Below are 17347 nucleotides of genomic sequence, written 5' to 3' on the forward strand. Positions count from 1 at the left end.
CTTTTCCTTAATATCTATATCTTTAGGCTATCCACTTACTAGTTCTATACGAGTTTCAAGCATTTCCAGCTTATGCATTTCTTGTCTTGAAAAGCAGGTAAATAAAGTAAGGTGCACCAATGCTCGCTGTGAACACCCCCGCTGGGATTTCAAGCGGCGAGAACAAAGTCCTGCCTATCAGGTCTGCAGCCATAACCAGGATTCCTCCAATCAGTGCGGAAGCCGGAAGCAAAGCGCCGAAAGCAGAGCCTACCAGCCTTCGGGCCATATGAGGAGCCATTAATCCCACAAAGCCTATCCCGCCGCCAAAAGCAACAGCTCCGCCAATTAATGCCGTGCTGACCATCAGCAGCAGAAACCGGTATTTCTGCACAGTGCTCCCTACTCCCAAGGCAATATCATCGCCAAGTTCCTGTATATTGACATTTCGTGCTAAAACAAATGCAAGTACCAGAAACACAAGCGTCCACGGGACCAAAATTGCGACATTATCCCAGTTTGAACCGTAAACAGTCCCGGTTATCCAAATATTCGCCTGGCTAGCCTGGTAAATCGGCCCAAATACCATCATCAAAGTTGTCAATGCCTTCATTAGGCTGGCAAGTCCAATCCCAATTAAAACAAGGCGTACTGGCGATACTCCATTCTTATAGGCTAGAAAATAAACAAGGAAAGCCAAAATTGCAGCACCTGCAAAAGCTGCAAGAGGCATCCAATTAATACTTACAGTTAATGCATTGTTTTTATCACTAAAAAAGGCAAGAAAAGCTACAACTGCTACTGATGCCCCTCCTGTAATCCCGATTATGTCAGGAGATGCAAGCGGATTTCTGATAATTCCCTGCAGGATGCCCCCCGCTGCAGCAAGGGCCATTCCCACCATTAAGGCTACGATAATTCTTGGGAGTCTGAATGACTGAATGACCAGCCTATCCATATCTGATCCCCCGCCTATGAATACCTGCACTACCTTTAGAGGGCTTATTTTCATTTCACCCGTTCCAGTGCTGATGATAAAAACTCCGGCAGCTGCTGCTGCCAATAATAAAAAAGTGATAAGTGCTTTTCGGTTTACTAAAAAAGAGACTCTATCGCCTAGAAGACGAAAGTTATAATATTTTTTCATTATTGATTGAACCCCCTTCTGGCAATATACACAAAGAAAGGAGTTCCAATTACAGCTGTCATGACGCCAACGGGAACTTCCTGCGGCATGATGATATACCTTGATGCGATGTCCGCTATCAGAAGGAGCATCCCGCCAAATAGACCAGCATAAGGAATTACCCAGCGATGATCAATGCCTACAACAGCCCGGGTTAAATGAGGAATCACAATCCCGAGGAAGCCAATAGGACCCGCAACAGCTACCGCTCCTCCTGAGAGAAGCACAATAACAATTCCGCCGCCCAGTTTAAGAAGCCCTGTTTTCAAGCCCAGGCCCTTCGCTACATCCTCGCCCATCGATAGGACGTTCAGTTTTCCCGCAATGATCAGGGAAAAAATCCAGCCTGCTAATAAATATGGCAATACAGCTGTCAGAGTCTCCAGCTTCCTGCCCGATACCGATCCAGCAAGCCAAAATAACACCTGTTCGAGGGCCGTCTCATTTATAACGAGGAAACCTTGTGTCATGGAAGCAAACATGGCACTCATCGCTGCACCGGCCAGGGTCAATTTCATGGGAGTAAGACCTTCCCTGCCGATAGAGCCTATTATATAGACAAAAATAAATGAAACAGCAGCTCCAAGAAATGAAACCCATGTAAACAGCTGCAGATTACTGATGGAAAATAGCGTTACTGTAATGACTACTGCAAATCCGGCCCCTGCATTTATACCGAATATCTCGGGAGCAGCAAGCGGATTCTTTGTCAGTGTCTGCAGCAGGACACCTGAAATGGCAAGGCTTGCCCCTACTGCCGCTGCAATTAATGCCCTCGGCAGCCGGACAGATTGAATGATAATATGTTCATTTGATCCATCAAATTGTGTAAATGCATCAATTGCCATCTTCCAGGTTGTGTCGGTATATCCGTATACAATGCTGAAAGACATTAATACTAATAATAGGAGCATAGCTGCAAATAGCCCAGCCCACCTCATAAAGTTTGTTTTTAATAGCATAATGAGACCCTTCTTGCGTCTATTTAATATAGTTAGTTTTATTTTCAGTCTATTGTACAGAGGATTAGCTGTCAATGAGTTTGAAAATCATTTTCATTGATCATTTGATAAAAATTAAATGAAAATGATTTTCAATTACCTATTGACATTTTTCTTTGTTCACATTACTATAAAAATGTCAAATGAAAATGATTATCATTAACAACGCAAATTGGAGGAGTACATAATGAAATTCAAGTCTTTAGTTGCCATCCTTTCTGTTTTCACAATCTTGTTCCTGGCTGCCTGCGGGAATAACAACGAACAAGATAAGACAGCTGATAAGGAAAAAGAAGGCAACAATACAGAAGATGCCGGTTATACAGTTGAGCATGCAATGGGCACAACTACACTTGATAAAACACCTGAAAAAGTAGTAATTCTGACAAACGAAGGTACTGAAGCATTACTTTCAATGGGTGTTACTCCAGTAGGAGCTGTTCAGTCCTGGACTGGCGACCCTTGGTATGAGCATATTGCAGGCGATATGAAGGATGTTCAGGTTGTGGGAACAGAAAGCGAAGTCAATGTCGAAGCAATCGCAGCGCTGCAGCCGGACCTAATTATCGGCAACAAGATGCGCCAGGAAAAAATCTATGATCAATTAAATGACATTGCCCCTACTGTTTTCGCTGAAACATTGCGCGGAGACTGGAAGGAAAATTTCGAGCTTTACGCAAAAGCACTCAATAAAGAAGAAGAAGGCAAAAAGGTCCTTGCTGATTATGACAGCCGCATCGAAGAAATTAAAACAAGCCTTGGCGATAAATTGAGTCAGGAAGTTTCCATTGTCCGCTTTATGGCTGGAGAGGTCCGAATCTACCATAAAGATACATTCTCTGGTGTAATTCTTGACCAAATCGGTTTTGCACGCCCTGAAAGCCAGAATGTAGATGATTTTGCAGAGAAAAATGCTACAAAAGAACGCATCCCTGCCATGGATGGAGACATTCTTTTCTACTTCACATATGAAACTGGCGACGGTGAAGCAAGCCAACTTGAGAAAGAATGGATTGACGATCCTTTATTCAAAAACCTGAAGGTGGCTCAGGAAGGGAATGTCCACAAGGTTAGTGACACAATCTGGAACACTGCCGGCGGTGTTATTGCGGCAAACCTGCTCCTTGATGATATTGAGAAATATTTTGCTAAGTAAAATAAACTCGTGATTGCGCTCCCATAATACCCCCTCTTTTATGAGAGCTCAAATATATTTAGAAAAGCGGAAGCGCCTTTCCCACCTCCGACACTTCGAGCAGGTTAGGCGCTGGAGCTAGACAGAAAAAGGAACCTTGACCAGGTTCCTTTTTTTTTGCCCGGATTGTTACTGCCATCCATACCTCTTTTTTTATTGCCTTCCATTCATAAGTTTTCCAAAACCGGCAACAATAAGCGTAATGCCGAAAATGATGGTGATTTACCTATGAGACAATGGTTGAAAAACAGAAGGATTAAAGAGGATATCCAGCATAAGGAATGGGAAAAATCCTTAATTAAATCCAAAGACTTCAAAAAAATCTTTTATTATAACAAAAAAACAAATGTGCGCTTTGGACTTACTTTTATGGCTACTTTAATAGATGAAAATATTATTCAGGATGGCATTCTCCCTAATCTGCTGGAAGAAGAATTCCGAGAAATAGAGGATATTAAACAGCTTGTCCCTGTGGCCGATGTGCAGATTTGTGATGACCCTTCTTTAATCGAACAAAAGCTTTTAAATGGCTATGTCATGCTGACGATTGAAACAGAACTTAAACATTTCGGCTTTATAGCTGCACAGAAAGAAATCGTCAGAGGGCTCAGCCAGCCTGAAGTTGAATTTTCCGTTATCGGTCCTAAAGAAGCCTTTGTCGAGTCAATGGGACAAAATTTAAATTTAATAAGGAAACGGCTGCCGGTAAAAGAACTGATTATTGAAGAATTCACATTGGGAAGCCTGTCAAAAACATCAGTCGCCATGCTTTATATGGAAGATATCACAAATGAGGATAATGTAAATACTGTCAGGCAGCGACTTACAAACGTGAAATTTGATGCCATTACAGACAGTTCCTATATTGTACAGCTGATTAGTGATAACTCCAATTCCCCTTTCCCGCAGCTGCTTGATACAGAGCGGCCTGACAGGGTGGCAGGAATATTGGCTGAGGGAAAAGTCGCCATTGTAGTTGACGGCTCACCCCATGTGTTAATTACACCAACTACACTTGTTGAATTTTTCAGTTCTTTTGAAGATTATTTTTTAAATTGGATTTTATCTTCATTTTTCCGTCTCATCCGTTTGTTCGCGGTTGCGTTCTCCATTCTGATTACACCTATTTATGTAGCAACCCTTTCATATCATTATGAGCTTATACCAAAGGATTTGCTGAGTACATTAATTACATCGAGACGGGAAATTCCACTTCCTCCCATACTGGAGGCATTGTTTCTGGAACTTACCATTGAATTGCTGCGTGAGGCAGGAGCCCGTCTTCCGACCAAGGTCGGCCAGACAATCGGTATCGTGGGAGGAATCGTAATTGGTACTGCATCTGTAGAAGCAGGCTTGACGAGTAACGTCCTGCTTATTATTGTAGCTCTCGCTGCTCTCGCCTCCTTTACAACACCTGTATACAGGATGGGCAATACTATCCGTTTGCTTCGCTTTCCCTTCCTGTTCTTTGCAGAATTATGGGGCCTGCTCGGTATTGTGTTTTGCTTTTGTCTACTGTTAACTCATTTAATACGGCTGACTTCACTTGGAAGGCCATTCCTTGAACCGCTCTATCCGCCTAGGGTTATGGATATGAAAGATGCCCTCATCAGGCTTCCATTTGAAAAACAATCCAAAAGGCCAATTTTTTTACGGACAAAAAACCCGACCCGCTTTAGTAAGAAAAAGGCCAAAGAGAAAAAAGATATCGACGAATAATCCCAAATCTACCAACTTAAAAAAGGAGGTGAACCAGATGAAGGAACAGCCAGTCCCAGAGAGATTGCAGATATCTCCCTTTTTAGTGTTTTACTTGGTCATGTCGATGCAAATAGGAATCGGTGTATTAGGATATCAGAGGATTATTGCAATGGATGCAGGATACGATGCCTGGATATCCATATTATTTGCCGGCGGATGCATTCATGTAATTGTTTGGATGATTTATAAAATAGGCGAGACCGTTGGCGGGGATATTGTAACTGCACACAAATACGTCCTGGGGAACTTTTTCGGCAAGGCACTCTGCTCCATTTTTATTGGCTATTTTATCCTGTATTCCTTAACAGTGGTAAGGACATTTGTTGAAGTCATACAGGTTTGGATGTTTCCTGAATTAAGTACATTCTGGTTCTCCTTCGGTTTTATGATTCTTTGTGTTTATATTATTTTTGGAGGATTTAGAACTGTAGTGGGTACTGCCTTTTTCGGGCTTGTTCTGCCGGCTTATCTCCTCCTCACATTCGGCTGGGCGATTAAATTCTCTAACTTTTACAACCTGCTGCCCATCTGGGATCATTCCATTAAAGAGCTGCTTACAGCTTCTTATCATATGTCCCTTACTTTTATTGGGTTTGAAATCATCCTTTTTTTCTACCCATTTATCAAAGAACCAAAAAAGTCGCAGAAATGGGCTCATTTGGCCGTCCTAACAACTACTCTAATTTACACTATTCTAGCCATCATAACTTTTGCCTATTTTGCCGAAGACCAGCTATCTAAACAAATTTGGGCCAGCCTGACGATGTGGAAAATAGTTGAAATGCCCTTTGTTGAACGATTTGAATATATCGGGATCGCCAACTGGAACTTGATCATTCTTCCTAATGTGTGCATTTCCATTTGGATCGCTTCCCGCCTCATCAAAAGGGTCTTCAATATACGCCAGAAAGTGGGAGTCTTTTTTGTTGTAGGCGGTGTCCTATCTGTTATTCATTTTCTGGATTCAAGAGAAAGAATTAATACACTTAATGACTATGTTGGAAAAATGGGATTTACTTTTACCTTTATTTACATTCCTTTGCTTTTCGCTGCAGTCATGTTTGTCAAGAAGCTGAAAAAGGGGAAAAAGAAATGAAAAAGCTTATACTATTCTGTCTTGTATTGCTGCTTTCCGGCTGTGTAGACAAAGAAATACTCGATGATATTAACATTGAAGTAGGAGTTGGCTACGATTTAGCAGAGGATTCAAAAGATAAGTATAGGGGAACTGTATTATTTCAAGAATTCCAGCCTGATAAAACTGTGATAAACCGGACATTTTCAGGAAGTGGAAAGCTGCGCCAGGACCTTCTTCTGGAAGTGACTAAACAATCATCTGAGCCTGTTGTAACAGGCGGGTTAAAATTGGCTGTTTTTGGACCCGAACTTGCCAAGAAAGGAATTTATGATCTTGTAGATTCTTTTCAAAGAGACGCAAGTATTGGAGCACGTGTATTTGTTGCAACTTCGGAAGGAAAGGCATTAGACATGTTAAATGGTGAGTATGGAACACGGGGAAATTCAACCTACATTTACAATCTTATTCAACATAACATTGAGCATCGGGATATTCCCCAAACCAACTTGCACATTTTAGCCAATGATTATTATCAGGATGGTAAGGATCCTTTTCTTCCTCGCCTTAAGAAAACCGCTGAAGATAGAGTAGAAGTAGTCGGAATAAGCCTTTTCAGCAGAGATAAGGAAGTAGGCATTCTTCCAGTACAAGACATGTTCTTTTTTAAATTGCTGGTAGATAAATATAGTGAAGGAAACTTCGATGTGAAATTAAAAAAAGGCGATTTAGCTGCTGTAAAGAGTTTAAGGTCCAAGCATAAAGTTAAGATAACTGATAATCACGCTTCCATAAGCATTAACATTGAAGGCATTATACGTGAGTATACCGGAGATAAGTTAGCATCAGAGGTTGTTGATACCGTTCAAAAGAACCTGGAGAAAAAGGTTGAAAAGGAAAGTTTAAGGTTATTAAGACAATTTCAGGAACTCGGGATTGACCCTGTTGGATTTGGCCAATTGAAAAAAGCCCAGCACCGGAATTTTGATTTTAAAAAATGGAAAGATGATTATAAAACTCTGGGTTTTGATGTTAAATGCAATGTAACAATTGAAGAAACGGGCGTTATTGAGTAAGAGCGGGCTTTGAGCCCGCTCCTTTAAATTTAATCACAAAGTGCCATTTGAACTTCAATAACTGTCTAGCTCCACAAGGAACGCTTCGACAGCTTTATCATCACACGACCGAAAGCGATAGTTTTTGGGAGGACACGGCTTTCTTAATCTGCGTTCCTCGAGGGCAAGGCCTCCGCTTTTCTTAATCACTGGTCGAGAACATATATTTTTTATAATGGTAGCGGATCGAGAAAATCAGCCCCATGGCCAGCATATTCCCCATCAGTGAGCTTCCTCCATAGCTGATGAAAGGAAGCGGTATGCCTGTGATTGGCAAAAGGCCGATGGTCATCCCGATATTTTGAAAGACATGGAATGTAACCATGCTGATGACACCTACACAAATATAGGTATAAAAATTGTTTTTGGTTTCCATGCCAATCTTGGTAATATGGTAAATCAGCAGAAAGAAAAGGCTGACGACAATACTTGCGCCTACAAAACCAAATTCTTCCCCTACGATACTGAAAATAAAGTCGGTATGGCTTTCAGGAAGATAGACTTCCCTCGTTCCATATCCTTTCCCGCTTGTTTCCCCTGACCCAATGGCAAGGAGAGAGCGTGTCAGCTGAAATCCTGTTGAACTTTGATAGTTATAAGGATCAATCCAGGAATAAATACGCGCAAACTGATATTCCTTTACCCCTAAATATTTCTCAAGAATATCCGGATGCCATAAAACAAAATACAAAATAGTGCCTGCAAGAGCCGCGCCTGTTCCAAATATTGGCGCCAGAAGCTTCCAGCTGATTCCTGAAATGAATATCATGCCAAGCATGATTGCAAGAAATACAAGGCTTGTCCCTAAATCGGGCTGCTGCATAACCAGCAGCAGGGGCACCATTGTTAAACCAGCCAGTTTAATAAGCAGCCATAAATCAGTCTGCATGGTTTTGTGTGCATTTTTTTGATGATGCTCGTCAATTGTTTTCGCCAATACCAGAATAATAAACACTTTAACAAGCTCTGCAGGCTGCAGTGAACCCATACCCGGAACCTTGTACCATGCCTTCGCCCCATTAATGACAGGGGCAATGCTTGATGGCGCCACAATCAGGAATCCAAGCAGTGCAATGCCCAGGCCATACACATACCAGGATATCTTCTTCAGCTGATCGGAATCCAGTGTGATTACCGCAGCAATGATTCCTGTGCCAACAGCATACCAGACAACCTGCTTCAAAAGGAAGTTTTCTGTATATTGTCCTGTTGTCTGTGCGCTGTAAATGGAAATGGCGCTTACCAGGAATAAAAGCATCAATATTAATACTAAGCCCCAATCCAGCTTAGGAGGTGTATATCGATTTGAGGTCATGATCATTCTCCTTTAAAAAACAAAACCATTTGCCTTGATCTTTTAAGGCATAACGGAGCACAGCGCAAGTAATAAAATATGTACCTCACATTATTCCTCGCTACAATATTTCATTATATTTTTTATAGAGATAAATCACAACTTCTAAAAGCGAATGGTTATTATTTCAAATTTTTACGATTACTGAGAATAGTTATTTACGTCCATATCCAGTATCCGTCGAAGGTACCCATCAATCGGGTATACCAGGCATTAAGGCCTGACTTTAAATTCCCCGCTGAAATATCTCACTTTTATATCATCTCTCATCCACTCAAGATTATTAGGAACCTGCGGGATGCTGTAGCCAATAAAAATTGGCGTGGTAATATAGCGAGGAACAATTTTTGCGTAAATATTCCTGTCCAGCTTGTAGAAAAACAAATTATAACTATTGCTTGGAAAAGGAAAGGCATTCAGAATATAATGAGCAGCTGTCTGGATGCATTTTGCAAAGTGCGGAATATCATCCTGATCGGCAAGCTTAACGTTGAATTCATAGAAACCGATTCTCGGAGAAGTCGATAAAGTGAACACCGTATTGCTTTCCTCATGAATAAGGAGACCTTCAAAGTCCTCTGCTTGAATTTTTTCCTTGTAATCAATATTCCTCAATCCGACAATTTGCATATGGGGATGGGCAATACTCCCTCCGGATAATGGACCGTGGTTTTTAAAGAATAAAACAGATTCATATTCTCCGCTCTTTTCCATCTGAAGCCAATGTCTCAACCCAAATGAAATCAGCCTGACCAAATGCTCCTCTGAATAAATGGACAGCTCTCCGTCACATTGATCCGTTTCAATCAGCACGGTCTGATAGGAACTTTCAAGAACAGGAAACTTATTTTTCAGCAGAATGATTGAATCCTCAACGTCGATGATATCCGTCAGCTCCTCCCTTGCACAAAAAGGGCAGCTTATATCCTTATTCCGAATGCTATTAGGCTTCTGGACCCCAATTCCCGTATTAAAATGCAAATGTGTATCTGACATCTCTTTGACACCTGCTTTTCTGTAATCTCTCCTTTTATATTATCATGAAAATGGCAGCGGGGTACCTGAGGCAGTTTTTTTGGCAGTTTTTTTGGCAGTTTCTTGGGCACTTGCCGGAGAAGCCCCGGGTTCGGGTTCGGACTGACTCTGGCCTTTTCCTTGCTTTCCTGTCCGAACTTGCCCAGCATTATTCCAAACTCCAGCTTAAGTCCATCTGTATAATCAAATAATCCCTGCCTCAACAAAAAATCAGCAGGGCATGAAAGAACCCCGCTGATTAATGTTTATTGCACCGTTAATTCAGTTTCTTCATGCTCGTGAATATCGTCGCCTTTTTCAACATGGGTCGTGATGGTGTATGTGCCCGGTTCGGTAAACTGATGGTCGGCAGTGTATGTGCCCGGTTCTGTTTCAGACATATTCACCCATTGAGGCGTTGCGCCATTAAGTGTAATCTCAAGCTTTACTTTAGCCTCCGCCAGCGGTTCCCCTTCATTATCAACCATGGCAGATAAAGCTGTTTGTTCGTTTGCATGAATTTGTTCAGACGCCTGCAGCTCAATGGATACCTCTCCGCCATGACTGTGAGAATGGCCATCTTCATGTCCCTCATTTTCTTGTTCATGCCCCGTTCCTGAGTCCTCCGGTTTTGCCTCGCCAACCTGTATGGAAACCATTGGCATTGTATGCTGGCTTCTAGCCGTTACATGGGACTGAACATAGTAGAGGCCTTCTTCTGCAAATATATGATCAGCATTATATTTCCCCTCTGAGTCGTGCTTTGCCACTGCCATTTCACCGTTTTCTTTTTGTCCTTCCTGCCATATTTCAAATTTTACCTCATCCGCATCGGTTACGGCCTCACCGCCTTGTCTTACAGTGACGGCAAGGGTTGCCTCCTCACCAGGATCAATGGTTTCAGGCACCTGGATGACGGCTTCAATGATTTGCGGCACTTCGTCGTTTTTTGCGGGCTTTTCTTCTTCTGATTGGCTGCAACCGCCAAGAACAAGCAAGCTCGCCATTATGCTGAATAAAATCTTTTTCAATTTAGTGTCCCTCTCTTTATCTATATTGTCTTTTGATATTATCAATATAAAAGCCATTTGTGATAAAACAATGAAATTTTTTCAAAAAATAAAAGACCCATTCAGAACTTTTGAGATTTAGTACAAAGGATTGCTTTCTATTATGTGTTTTATACTAGACGGACGCAAAATCAGTCAGGACCGCTTTTTGTCCCATTCTTTCGAGATCTCTTCTGAAGCTCTCTTTTCAATTAAGGGTATCTCCCTTCTTCTAAATCAGCTTATCCGTCATATATTTAGAGAGTGGAGGGATTTATATGAATTCTAAATTAAGAATCCATTCTATTTTCTTTTATATAAATAGCTGGCTTTTCAGTATTTGTGCAGTGGTGGCGATCGCTGGGATTGTTACGCTTTATCCGGCTGTCTTCTCTTCATCACATATGAATGTGCTGCTTAAAGACATTAAGGCCGACCAGCTCTTCATTCACTTTTTGAAAGCCGAAAACCATTATTTTCACAAGGAGGTTCCTGAAAGCTACTCCCTATCCGGAACCCTATTTAAGCTGGCAACCAACACACAGCCGAAAGATATCAGAACGTTCCTAGGCCGGGAGCTGCCTGGTTTTTCAATCTTTGACACCGGTATTGCCGTTGCCGGAGAGGGTACAGACTTTACCAATCTGCCAGTGGAATCTGCCCCTCCTCTTGAAGTCCTTTTAAAAGAAAAAGAACTTGCTATGAATGACGGTCAAAATGAAGAAAGTAAGGCTCCTCCAAATATTCCGGACAAAAAAGGGGTTCTTATTTACCATTCCCACAGCTGGGAATCATTCGCTCCGCTTCTAAAAGATGTAAAGGATACAGATGAGGCCGTTAGTCCAAATGAGCAGGTGAATGTCATTGCTGTCGGGAAAAAGCTTAGTGAAGAGCTGGCGAGAAAAGGCATAGGTGCTGAGCATGATAAAACCAATATTGCCGCAGAACTGAAAAAGAAGGGCTGGAACTGGGAGAATTCCTATGCCATGTCAAGAGAGACTGTACAATCCGCCATGACAGAGAATAAGGATGTTAAATTCTTAATTGATATCCATAGGGATTCGCTGCCCCGAGGGAAAACAACCGCAGTAATTGGCCAGGAACCATACGCGCGACTGTTTTTTGTTGTCGGCAAAGAGCACAAAAACTATGAACAGAACTTAAAAGTGGCTACCGAGCTCCATAAAGCACTGGAAGCAAAATATAAGGGAATCAGCAGGGGAGTATTTGTTAAAGGAAAAAGTGAAGGCAACGGCATTTACAACCAGGATCTTTCCGAGCGGGCACTTTTGCTGGAATTCGGAGGTGTGGAAAACAATCTGGAGGAACTGAATAATTCCATAAAAGCATTTGCTAGTGTATTTAGTGATTATTACTGGAAGGCAGAGCCAGTCAATGCGGAAGATTAAAGCTTGCCATTATTGTCTCCTGTTTACTTTTTTCAGCACCTTTATTCTTTACCTTCTGTTTGGCATTAGCACCATTACGGTCGCCTGCCTGTTTTCAGGAATTATCCTCTCAATCATCAATTTAATTGAAGATGAAATGATGGCATTCAGGCAGGACCACAATGGCTGATAAAGGAAAAAATGATCATTTTCTGTTTTAATAGAAGATAATGAAACAGGAAATAGGAGTGATCAAAGTGAAATTAGCTATTATAACAGGTGCATCCAAAGGTTTAGGAGCTTCCATTGCCAAGAGGATGATTACAGAAGGCACTGGCATCATATCTGTATCAAGGACTGAAAACCCCGAGTTGGCAAAACTTGCTGCAGAGAATCAAGTATTCTTTGCCCAATATTTCTGCAATCTGTCCTCACCGGATGAGCTTGAATCTGCTTTCAGCGAACTGACAGCACTATTGCAGGAAAAACAGCCGGAAACCCTATATGTATTTAACAACGCAGGGATTATAGACCCCATCGGAACAGCCGGGAATCTTGATCATGCCGCATTAATTCAAAATGCTCACGTTAATCTGATTGCTCCTATTATGATTTCCAACATCCTCCTGCGTGAGGTTTCAAGTGAAATGACCATTGTCAACATTACTTCAGGTGCTGCTGAAAGGCCCATACAGGGGTGGAGTGCTTATTGCAGCACAAAAGCCGGAATAAATATGTTCACGGAAACAGCTGCATTGGAACTGCGGACAGCAGGCAGCAGCCATAAGGTTATTGCCTTTAGTCCCGGTGTTATGGATACCGCTATGCAGGGAACCATACGTTCTTCAGCGAAGGAAGCATTTCATGATCTTGAGAAATTCCAGGCATACAAGGAGAAAGGAATGCTGCGGGATACGGAAACTGTGGCAAATGCACTAGTCGATTTGCTGCTGCAGAAGGAAATTGAGAGCGGAAAAGTTTATTATGTAAATGACTTAATCTAAAGAGTAACAAAAGCCGGCTAAATGAGCCGGCTTATTTATCTCCCAATATATTACTATCTACAACACCATGGTGAATACGGAGCACTTCATGATTATTATCTTTTTGTATAACAAAAAAACCGTTCGAGAAGTCGGAGGATAATTCTTTAAAGAAGATGCCCTTTATTCCATTTTCTTGATCTTCTCCAATGATCAGATGATAATCGGAGCCTTTTTTGACGATCTGGGCCGGCAGCCCTTTATCCCAGTCGTCAGAGGGATCATGAACCTTTCTTGAAACTTCTACGACATGTATATCCACCCCTTCAAGCAGCTGGAATAAATCATTGATCAGCGAATGCTTTACCATCCGCTCCAGCTTGGTTTGAACAGCCTGCCCAAGGATGATCTGGGTAATATTATTCTCCTTTACCACTTCAGCTATCACCCTGGCGATTTTTTTGCCTTCAGCATACTTGGAGAGCATCATTAGCCCGTATTTCTCTGCTAAACTTTCGAACAAGTATTTTGTCTGAAGCTCATTAAAGTCAAGCTCTTCCTGCTTCCGGTTTTCCACAGAGAGAATATAGCCATCCCCCTGAAATGCTTCCTTCAGTTTTTTGCCTCTTTGAACCAGTATCTCCGCATGATTGGGATTGCTTACACATATTAAAATACTTTCCTTCATTTTTACACCACTCCCACCGGATTCTATATTCAGTATAGCACGAATACCATGGAATAACCCCCGCGGCAAAAGGGCTCCATGAGAATGTGTTTAGAACAATTAATAATTTTTAGAAAATATGAATAAGAATTTCTCTGCCCGGGCATACTACTCCTACAAGTGTAAATCCCCCTTTTTTTCCGCTTCCTGTCAAGGAAGCATTTTTTTTGATAAAAAGACCTCTGCCTTTATGCAGAGGTCTTTTTATTGAATAAAATTCAGGAATTGGCTAGTGCGCATTTCTTTGGGACTGGAAAATATCTGTTCAGGCTTGCCGCGTTCCACTATAATACCGCCGTCCATGAAAATGACTTCATCCGCTGCTTCCCTGGCAAATCTCATCTCATGGGTAACGATCACCATTGTCATTCCCTCAGCGGCCAGGTCCTTCATCACCTTCAGCACTTCTCCGACAAGTTCAGGGTCAAGTGCCGAAGTAGGCTCATCGAAAAGCATAACCTTTGGCTCCATGGCAAGAGCCCGAGCAATCCCTACCCGCTGCTGCTGGCCGCCTGAAAGCTGATAAGGATAAAAGCCGGCTTTATCCGCTAGACCAACTTTTCTTAAAAGCAGTTCCCCCTTTTCCTTTGCTGTTTCCTTAGATTCACCTTTCACTGTAACCGGCCCTTCCATGACATTTTCCAGTGCAGTCATATGCGGAAATAAATTATAGTTCTGAAAAACCATTCCCGTAAGGCGCCTGAAGGGAGGAATTTCCCTTTTCGAGACCTGCTGAGAAAAGTCGAGGACTTTATCGCCAATGGCAAGCAGTCCTGAAGTAGGCTGCTCCAGTACATTTATGCACCTCAGCAAGGTTGTTTTACCGGAGCCCGATGGCCCAATCACTACAACCACTTGCCCTTTCTTCACTTCCAAATTAATTCCCTTCAGTACTTTCAGCTGATCAAATTGCTTATGCAAATCCTTAATATTAATCATCTATAGCACTGCCTCTTTTCATGAAGAAATATATCTGTCCAGACGGCGTTCAAGCCTCCCCTGCAGGATCGAAAGCATAAAGCAAATCACCCAATATATAAAGGCAGCCTGCGTATATAGAAGTAAAAATTCATAATTGGTTGCAGCTATTTCCTGTGCTCTTCGGAACATCTCCGTGACCAAAATCATGGAAGCCAGAGAGGTATCTTTTACAAGACTGATGAATGAATTGGATAGCGGCGGCAGCGATACCCTGGATGCCTGCGGAAGAATAATTCTCTTAAGCGTCTGTGAATAGGACATGCCTATGGAATATCCCGCTTCCCATTGTCCTTTTGGGATCGAAAGGATGGCCGCCCGGATAATTTCGGAGGCGTACGCCCCTACATTCAGCGAAAATCCTATGATCGCTGAAGGGAAAGGATCAATAATGACACCAATCGTCGGGAGCCCGTAAAAAATGATGAAAAGCTGCACAAGAAGCGGCGTGCCCCTTATTGCTGATACATATATTCTTGCTATCGTCTCCAGTGCCTTATTTCCCGAAGTGCGGGCAAGTGCCGTAAATATTGCCAATGCCAGCCCGCATATAAATGAAATCAGTGTTAATGGGATGGTATAAACAATGGCACCCTCAAGCAATGGCTGGAATGAATTCTTTCCAATCTCTAAAAGTCTTTCGACCCTTTCCGGGTTGGCAAAAATACTACTTAAGTACATCTTCGCCAAACCATTTTTCTGAAATTTTCAAGTAAGTGCCATCCTCTATCATTTCGGTCAATGCTTTATTGACTTCATCAACCAATGTATCGCTTCCCTTCCTGAACATTAGGCCGCTTTGGGAAGCATCTTCGGATTCGTCCGCGATTTTGACTGGAGCATCAGGTTTATGTTTTTTAAAGTCCAAAAAAGACAAATTATCGTTGAGTGTAACATCTGCACGCTTTGAGTTAATCAGTTCAATCGCCTGGTTAAATCCGTCTACTCCTACAATTTCTGCTCCATAAGACTTTGCCAGATCAGCATAATTGCTTGTCATGGACTGTGCGGCTTTCAAACCCTTTATGTCTTCAAAGCTTGAAACTGAATCATTGGATTCATGTGTAATCAAAACAGCTGCAGAAGAAATATAAGGATCCGAAAAATCGTATTTCTCCTGGCGGTCAGGGCGAATCCCCACCTGGTTTGCAATCATATCGAATCGTTTTGAATCCAATCCGGCGAACATTGCATCCCATTGTGTTTCCAGAAATTCCGGCTTCACACCAAGCCTTTTGGCCACTTCCTTTGAGATTTCCACATCAAAACCAGTAAGGTTGCCTTTATCATCATGGAAGGTGAATGGCGGATAAGTGCCTTCCGTTCCAATTAGCAGTTTCCCCTCATCCTGCACTTTTGCCCATAAGTCCTGCTTCTGCTCTTCTGACGCCGGCTGATCCTGATTTTCCGGGTTTGCTTTATTCGTCCCGCACCCTGAAATGATTAAAACTAAACAGATTAGAACAGCACTAAAAAAAGTCTTTTTCATGTTTGCCTCCTGTTTAAGAAATGTTTTTATTTTATCTTTTCCTAAAGTGCTTAGTTTATAGGAGGCCAAAGAAAAAAACCCTCTTTCTAAAAGAAGGCTTTAGGATACTAAGAATATGATGGTTTTTTCAAAGAACATTTAGAGGCTTCTTCCGTCAGTTCAGGAGCATAGTAGCTGAGCTTTTTAATTAAATAGCAGGCTTCAGGGAAATGATGTTCGAGAAATCTCAGGGTTGTTTTATTGAGAATCCTTTTGCCGGTGTATTTCTGGACTATCCCCTTAATGTATTCATTCATTTCAATCACAGCCAGCCCTACATCCCTTGCCATTTCCTGCTGGCGCGGGAATCCTGGCTGCGTAAACCGGAGATATCCTTTCATATGTCGGTTCTGCACCAGGAAACCCTGAAAAATCCGGGTATAGATTTCGGCCTGTTCATTTACAAATACCTCAATTGGATCGATTGAATTTCTCAGAAGAATGATGTGCCCCAGCTGATCCTCCAGCCACAAATCCAGCAAATCAAAAAGGGATTGCGGCGGCGGTGTTAGCCCTTTTGCATAATAGGACAGCAAGCGCAGATATTCCTGATTTTCACTTAATGTGCCGTTAAAATAAGTTGGCGAGAGATTAAGATTGATTAAATTATTGATTCTCAGATTCTGGAGCTTTCCTTCAAATTGAAAATAGCCGTTTGCAATTGGCCATATCTCCATGGCCATGGCGATTGCCTCCTGTGAGTTTGCTTCTGCAGATGGAGATAACTGATTAAGCCTATTTCTAAGGTTACGGAAGGCTTGTCTGTATTCATCCGCTCTTTTTACATACTTGCTTTCTGTTGGAGAAAGATTGTCCCTCACAAAAATCGCATGGTCTTCAAGAATCTCCAGCCAAAAAGCATGCTCCTCCCACGGTGTCAATCCTATTTCATTCATTTAGATCCCCCCATTATAATCCTTTTAAATGTATATGCCTTTCATAAAGGAAAGATGAAGGGGGGTCGGATAAAAAAGGAGCGCTTTAGAAAAAATAAGGAAGCATTTATAAGAA

General features: G+C 42.0%; 17 protein-coding genes. 7 read left to right on the forward strand and 10 right to left on the reverse strand.

The features are described from left to right. Positions 1–70 precede the first annotated feature (70 nt). Both ACR42H_RS23440 and ACR42H_RS23445 read right to left on the reverse strand, forming a co-directional pair. Positions 71–1126 carry a FecCD family ABC transporter permease gene (locus ACR42H_RS23440; protein ID WP_436373506.1) on the reverse strand — a complete coding sequence of 352 codons (1056 nt, stop codon included), beginning with the start codon at positions 1124–1126 and terminating at the stop codon, positions 71–73. Next, entirely contained in the window at positions 1126–2127 is a 1002-nt protein-coding gene (locus ACR42H_RS23445; protein ID WP_113883661.1) for a FecCD family ABC transporter permease, read from the reverse strand. The genes ACR42H_RS23440 and ACR42H_RS23445 overlap by 1 nt, the downstream gene beginning before the upstream one ends. Positions 2128–2353: 226 nt before the next feature. On the opposite strand from ACR42H_RS23445, the gene ACR42H_RS23450 reads away from it, so the two are divergent. The 4 genes from ACR42H_RS23450 (at position 2354) to ACR42H_RS23465 (ending at position 7276) form a co-directional block, all read left to right on the forward strand. After that, entirely contained in the window at positions 2354–3322 is a 969-nt protein-coding gene (locus tag ACR42H_RS23450; RefSeq protein ID WP_113883662.1) for an ABC transporter substrate-binding protein, read from the forward strand. Positions 3323–3589: 267 nt separating this feature from the next. Then, positions 3590–5083 carry a spore germination protein gene (locus ACR42H_RS23455; RefSeq protein ID WP_113883663.1) on the forward strand — a complete coding sequence of 498 codons (1494 nt, stop codon included), beginning with the start codon at positions 3590–3592 and terminating at the stop codon, positions 5081–5083. Positions 5084–5120: 37 nt separating this feature from the next. Continuing rightward, positions 5121–6221, forward strand: coding sequence for a GerAB/ArcD/ProY family transporter (locus ACR42H_RS23460; RefSeq protein WP_436373509.1), 1101 nt, complete (start codon positions 5121–5123; stop codon positions 6219–6221). Then, positions 6218–7276, forward strand: a complete 1059-nt coding sequence (locus tag ACR42H_RS23465) for a Ger(x)C family spore germination protein (RefSeq protein WP_436373511.1) — start codon at positions 6218–6220, stop codon at positions 7274–7276. The genes ACR42H_RS23460 and ACR42H_RS23465 overlap by 4 nt, the downstream gene beginning before the upstream one ends. Positions 7277–7457: 181 nt before the next feature. Here ACR42H_RS23465 and rodA read toward each other — a convergent pair whose 3' ends face one another. The 3 genes from rodA to ACR42H_RS23480 form a co-directional block, all read right to left on the reverse strand. Continuing rightward, positions 7458–8630 (reverse strand): rod shape-determining protein RodA, encoded by a 1173-nt coding sequence (gene rodA, locus ACR42H_RS23470; RefSeq protein ID WP_113883666.1) that lies wholly within the window; start codon positions 8628–8630, stop codon positions 7458–7460. A 252-nt stretch (positions 8631–8882) separates the two neighbouring features. After that, positions 8883–9665 carry a DUF4931 domain-containing protein gene (locus tag ACR42H_RS23475; RefSeq protein ID WP_113883667.1) on the reverse strand — a complete coding sequence of 261 codons (783 nt, stop codon included), beginning with the start codon at positions 9663–9665 and terminating at the stop codon, positions 8883–8885. Positions 9666–9949: 284 nt separating this feature from the next. After that, positions 9950–10714 carry a FixH family protein gene (locus ACR42H_RS23480; protein ID WP_436373514.1) on the reverse strand — a complete coding sequence of 255 codons (765 nt, stop codon included), beginning with the start codon at positions 10712–10714 and terminating at the stop codon, positions 9950–9952. Positions 10715–11010: 296 nt separating this feature from the next. On the opposite strand from ACR42H_RS23480, the gene spoIIP reads away from it, so the two are divergent. Genes spoIIP through ACR42H_RS23495 form a run of 3 tightly spaced genes read left to right on the forward strand, consistent with a single transcriptional unit; the run spans position 11011 to position 13124 of the window. Further along, positions 11011–12141 (forward strand): stage II sporulation protein P, encoded by a 1131-nt coding sequence (gene spoIIP, locus ACR42H_RS23485; RefSeq protein WP_436373516.1) that lies wholly within the window; start codon positions 11011–11013, stop codon positions 12139–12141. Then, a complete protein-coding gene (locus ACR42H_RS23490) occupies positions 12128–12310 on the forward strand; it encodes a hypothetical protein (RefSeq protein WP_113883669.1) in 183 nt (60 codons plus the stop codon). Before spoIIP ends, ACR42H_RS23490 begins: the two co-directional genes overlap by 14 nt. Before the next feature lie 40 nt (positions 12311–12350). Continuing rightward, complete coding sequence (locus tag ACR42H_RS23495) at positions 12351–13124, forward strand: (S)-benzoin forming benzil reductase (RefSeq protein WP_436373518.1); 774 nt, start codon at positions 12351–12353, stop codon at positions 13122–13124. 31 nt (positions 13125–13155) lie between these two features. Here ACR42H_RS23495 and ACR42H_RS23500 read toward each other — a convergent pair whose 3' ends face one another. The 5 genes from ACR42H_RS23500 to ACR42H_RS23520 all read right to left on the reverse strand — a co-directional run bounded on the left by ACR42H_RS23500 (position 13156) and on the right by ACR42H_RS23520 (position 17232). Then, the gene (locus ACR42H_RS23500; RefSeq protein ID WP_113883671.1) at positions 13156–13791 is read right to left on the reverse strand and encodes a histidine kinase; all 636 of its coding nucleotides are present in this window, start codon (positions 13789–13791) and stop codon (positions 13156–13158) included. Positions 13792–14034: 243 nt separating this feature from the next. Then, positions 14035–14769 (reverse strand): amino acid ABC transporter ATP-binding protein, encoded by a 735-nt coding sequence (locus tag ACR42H_RS23505; RefSeq protein ID WP_436373520.1) that lies wholly within the window; start codon positions 14767–14769, stop codon positions 14035–14037. 18 nt (positions 14770–14787) lie between these two features. Further along, entirely contained in the window at positions 14788–15489 is a 702-nt protein-coding gene (locus ACR42H_RS23510) for an amino acid ABC transporter permease (protein WP_113883673.1), read from the reverse strand. Further along, the gene (locus ACR42H_RS23515; RefSeq protein WP_113883856.1) at positions 15476–16297 is read right to left on the reverse strand and encodes an amino acid ABC transporter substrate-binding protein; all 822 of its coding nucleotides are present in this window, start codon (positions 16295–16297) and stop codon (positions 15476–15478) included. The genes ACR42H_RS23510 and ACR42H_RS23515 overlap by 14 nt, the downstream gene beginning before the upstream one ends. 107 nt (positions 16298–16404) lie before the next feature. After that, entirely contained in the window at positions 16405–17232 is an 828-nt protein-coding gene (locus ACR42H_RS23520) for a DUF2935 domain-containing protein (RefSeq protein ID WP_436373523.1), read from the reverse strand. Between the last annotated feature and the right edge of the window lie 115 nt (positions 17233–17347).

The sequence above is a fragment of the Cytobacillus sp. BC1816 genome, assembly GCF_051353635.1.
Classification (GTDB): Bacteria; Bacillota; Bacilli; order Bacillales; family Cytobacillaceae; genus Cytobacillus; species Cytobacillus oceanisediminis_C.

Coding starts and splice junctions, on each gene's coding strand:
- ACR42H_RS23440 (WP_436373506.1), bottom strand. CDS start 1,126: ATGAAAAAATATTATAACTTTCGTCTTCTAGGCGATAGAGTCTCTTTT.
- ACR42H_RS23445 (WP_113883661.1), bottom strand. CDS start 2,127: ATGCTATTAAAAACAAACTTTATGAGGTGGGCTGGGCTATTTGCAGCT.
- ACR42H_RS23450 (WP_113883662.1), top strand. CDS start 2,354: ATGAAATTCAAGTCTTTAGTTGCCATCCTTTCTGTTTTCACAATCTTG.
- ACR42H_RS23455 (WP_113883663.1), top strand. CDS start 3,590: ATGAGACAATGGTTGAAAAACAGAAGGATTAAAGAGGATATCCAGCAT.
- ACR42H_RS23460 (WP_436373509.1), top strand. CDS start 5,121: ATGAAGGAACAGCCAGTCCCAGAGAGATTGCAGATATCTCCCTTTTTA.
- ACR42H_RS23465 (WP_436373511.1), top strand. CDS start 6,218: ATGAAAAAGCTTATACTATTCTGTCTTGTATTGCTGCTTTCCGGCTGT.
- rodA (WP_113883666.1), bottom strand. CDS start 8,630: ATGACCTCAAATCGATATACACCTCCTAAGCTGGATTGGGGCTTAGTA.
- ACR42H_RS23475 (WP_113883667.1), bottom strand. CDS start 9,665: ATGTCAGATACACATTTGCATTTTAATACGGGAATTGGGGTCCAGAAG.
- spoIIP (WP_436373516.1), top strand. CDS start 11,011: ATGAATTCTAAATTAAGAATCCATTCTATTTTCTTTTATATAAATAGC.
- ACR42H_RS23490 (WP_113883669.1), top strand. CDS start 12,128: ATGCGGAAGATTAAAGCTTGCCATTATTGTCTCCTGTTTACTTTTTTC.
- ACR42H_RS23495 (WP_436373518.1), top strand. CDS start 12,351: ATGAAACAGGAAATAGGAGTGATCAAAGTGAAATTAGCTATTATAACA.
- ACR42H_RS23500 (WP_113883671.1), bottom strand. CDS start 13,791: ATGAAGGAAAGTATTTTAATATGTGTAAGCAATCCCAATCATGCGGAG.
- ACR42H_RS23505 (WP_436373520.1), bottom strand. CDS start 14,769: ATGATTAATATTAAGGATTTGCATAAGCAATTTGATCAGCTGAAAGTA.
- ACR42H_RS23510 (WP_113883673.1), bottom strand. CDS start 15,489: ATGTACTTAAGTAGTATTTTTGCCAACCCGGAAAGGGTCGAAAGACTT.
- ACR42H_RS23515 (WP_113883856.1), bottom strand. CDS start 16,297: ATGAAAAAGACTTTTTTTAGTGCTGTTCTAATCTGTTTAGTTTTAATC.
- ACR42H_RS23520 (WP_436373523.1), bottom strand. CDS start 17,232: ATGAATGAAATAGGATTGACACCGTGGGAGGAGCATGCTTTTTGGCTG.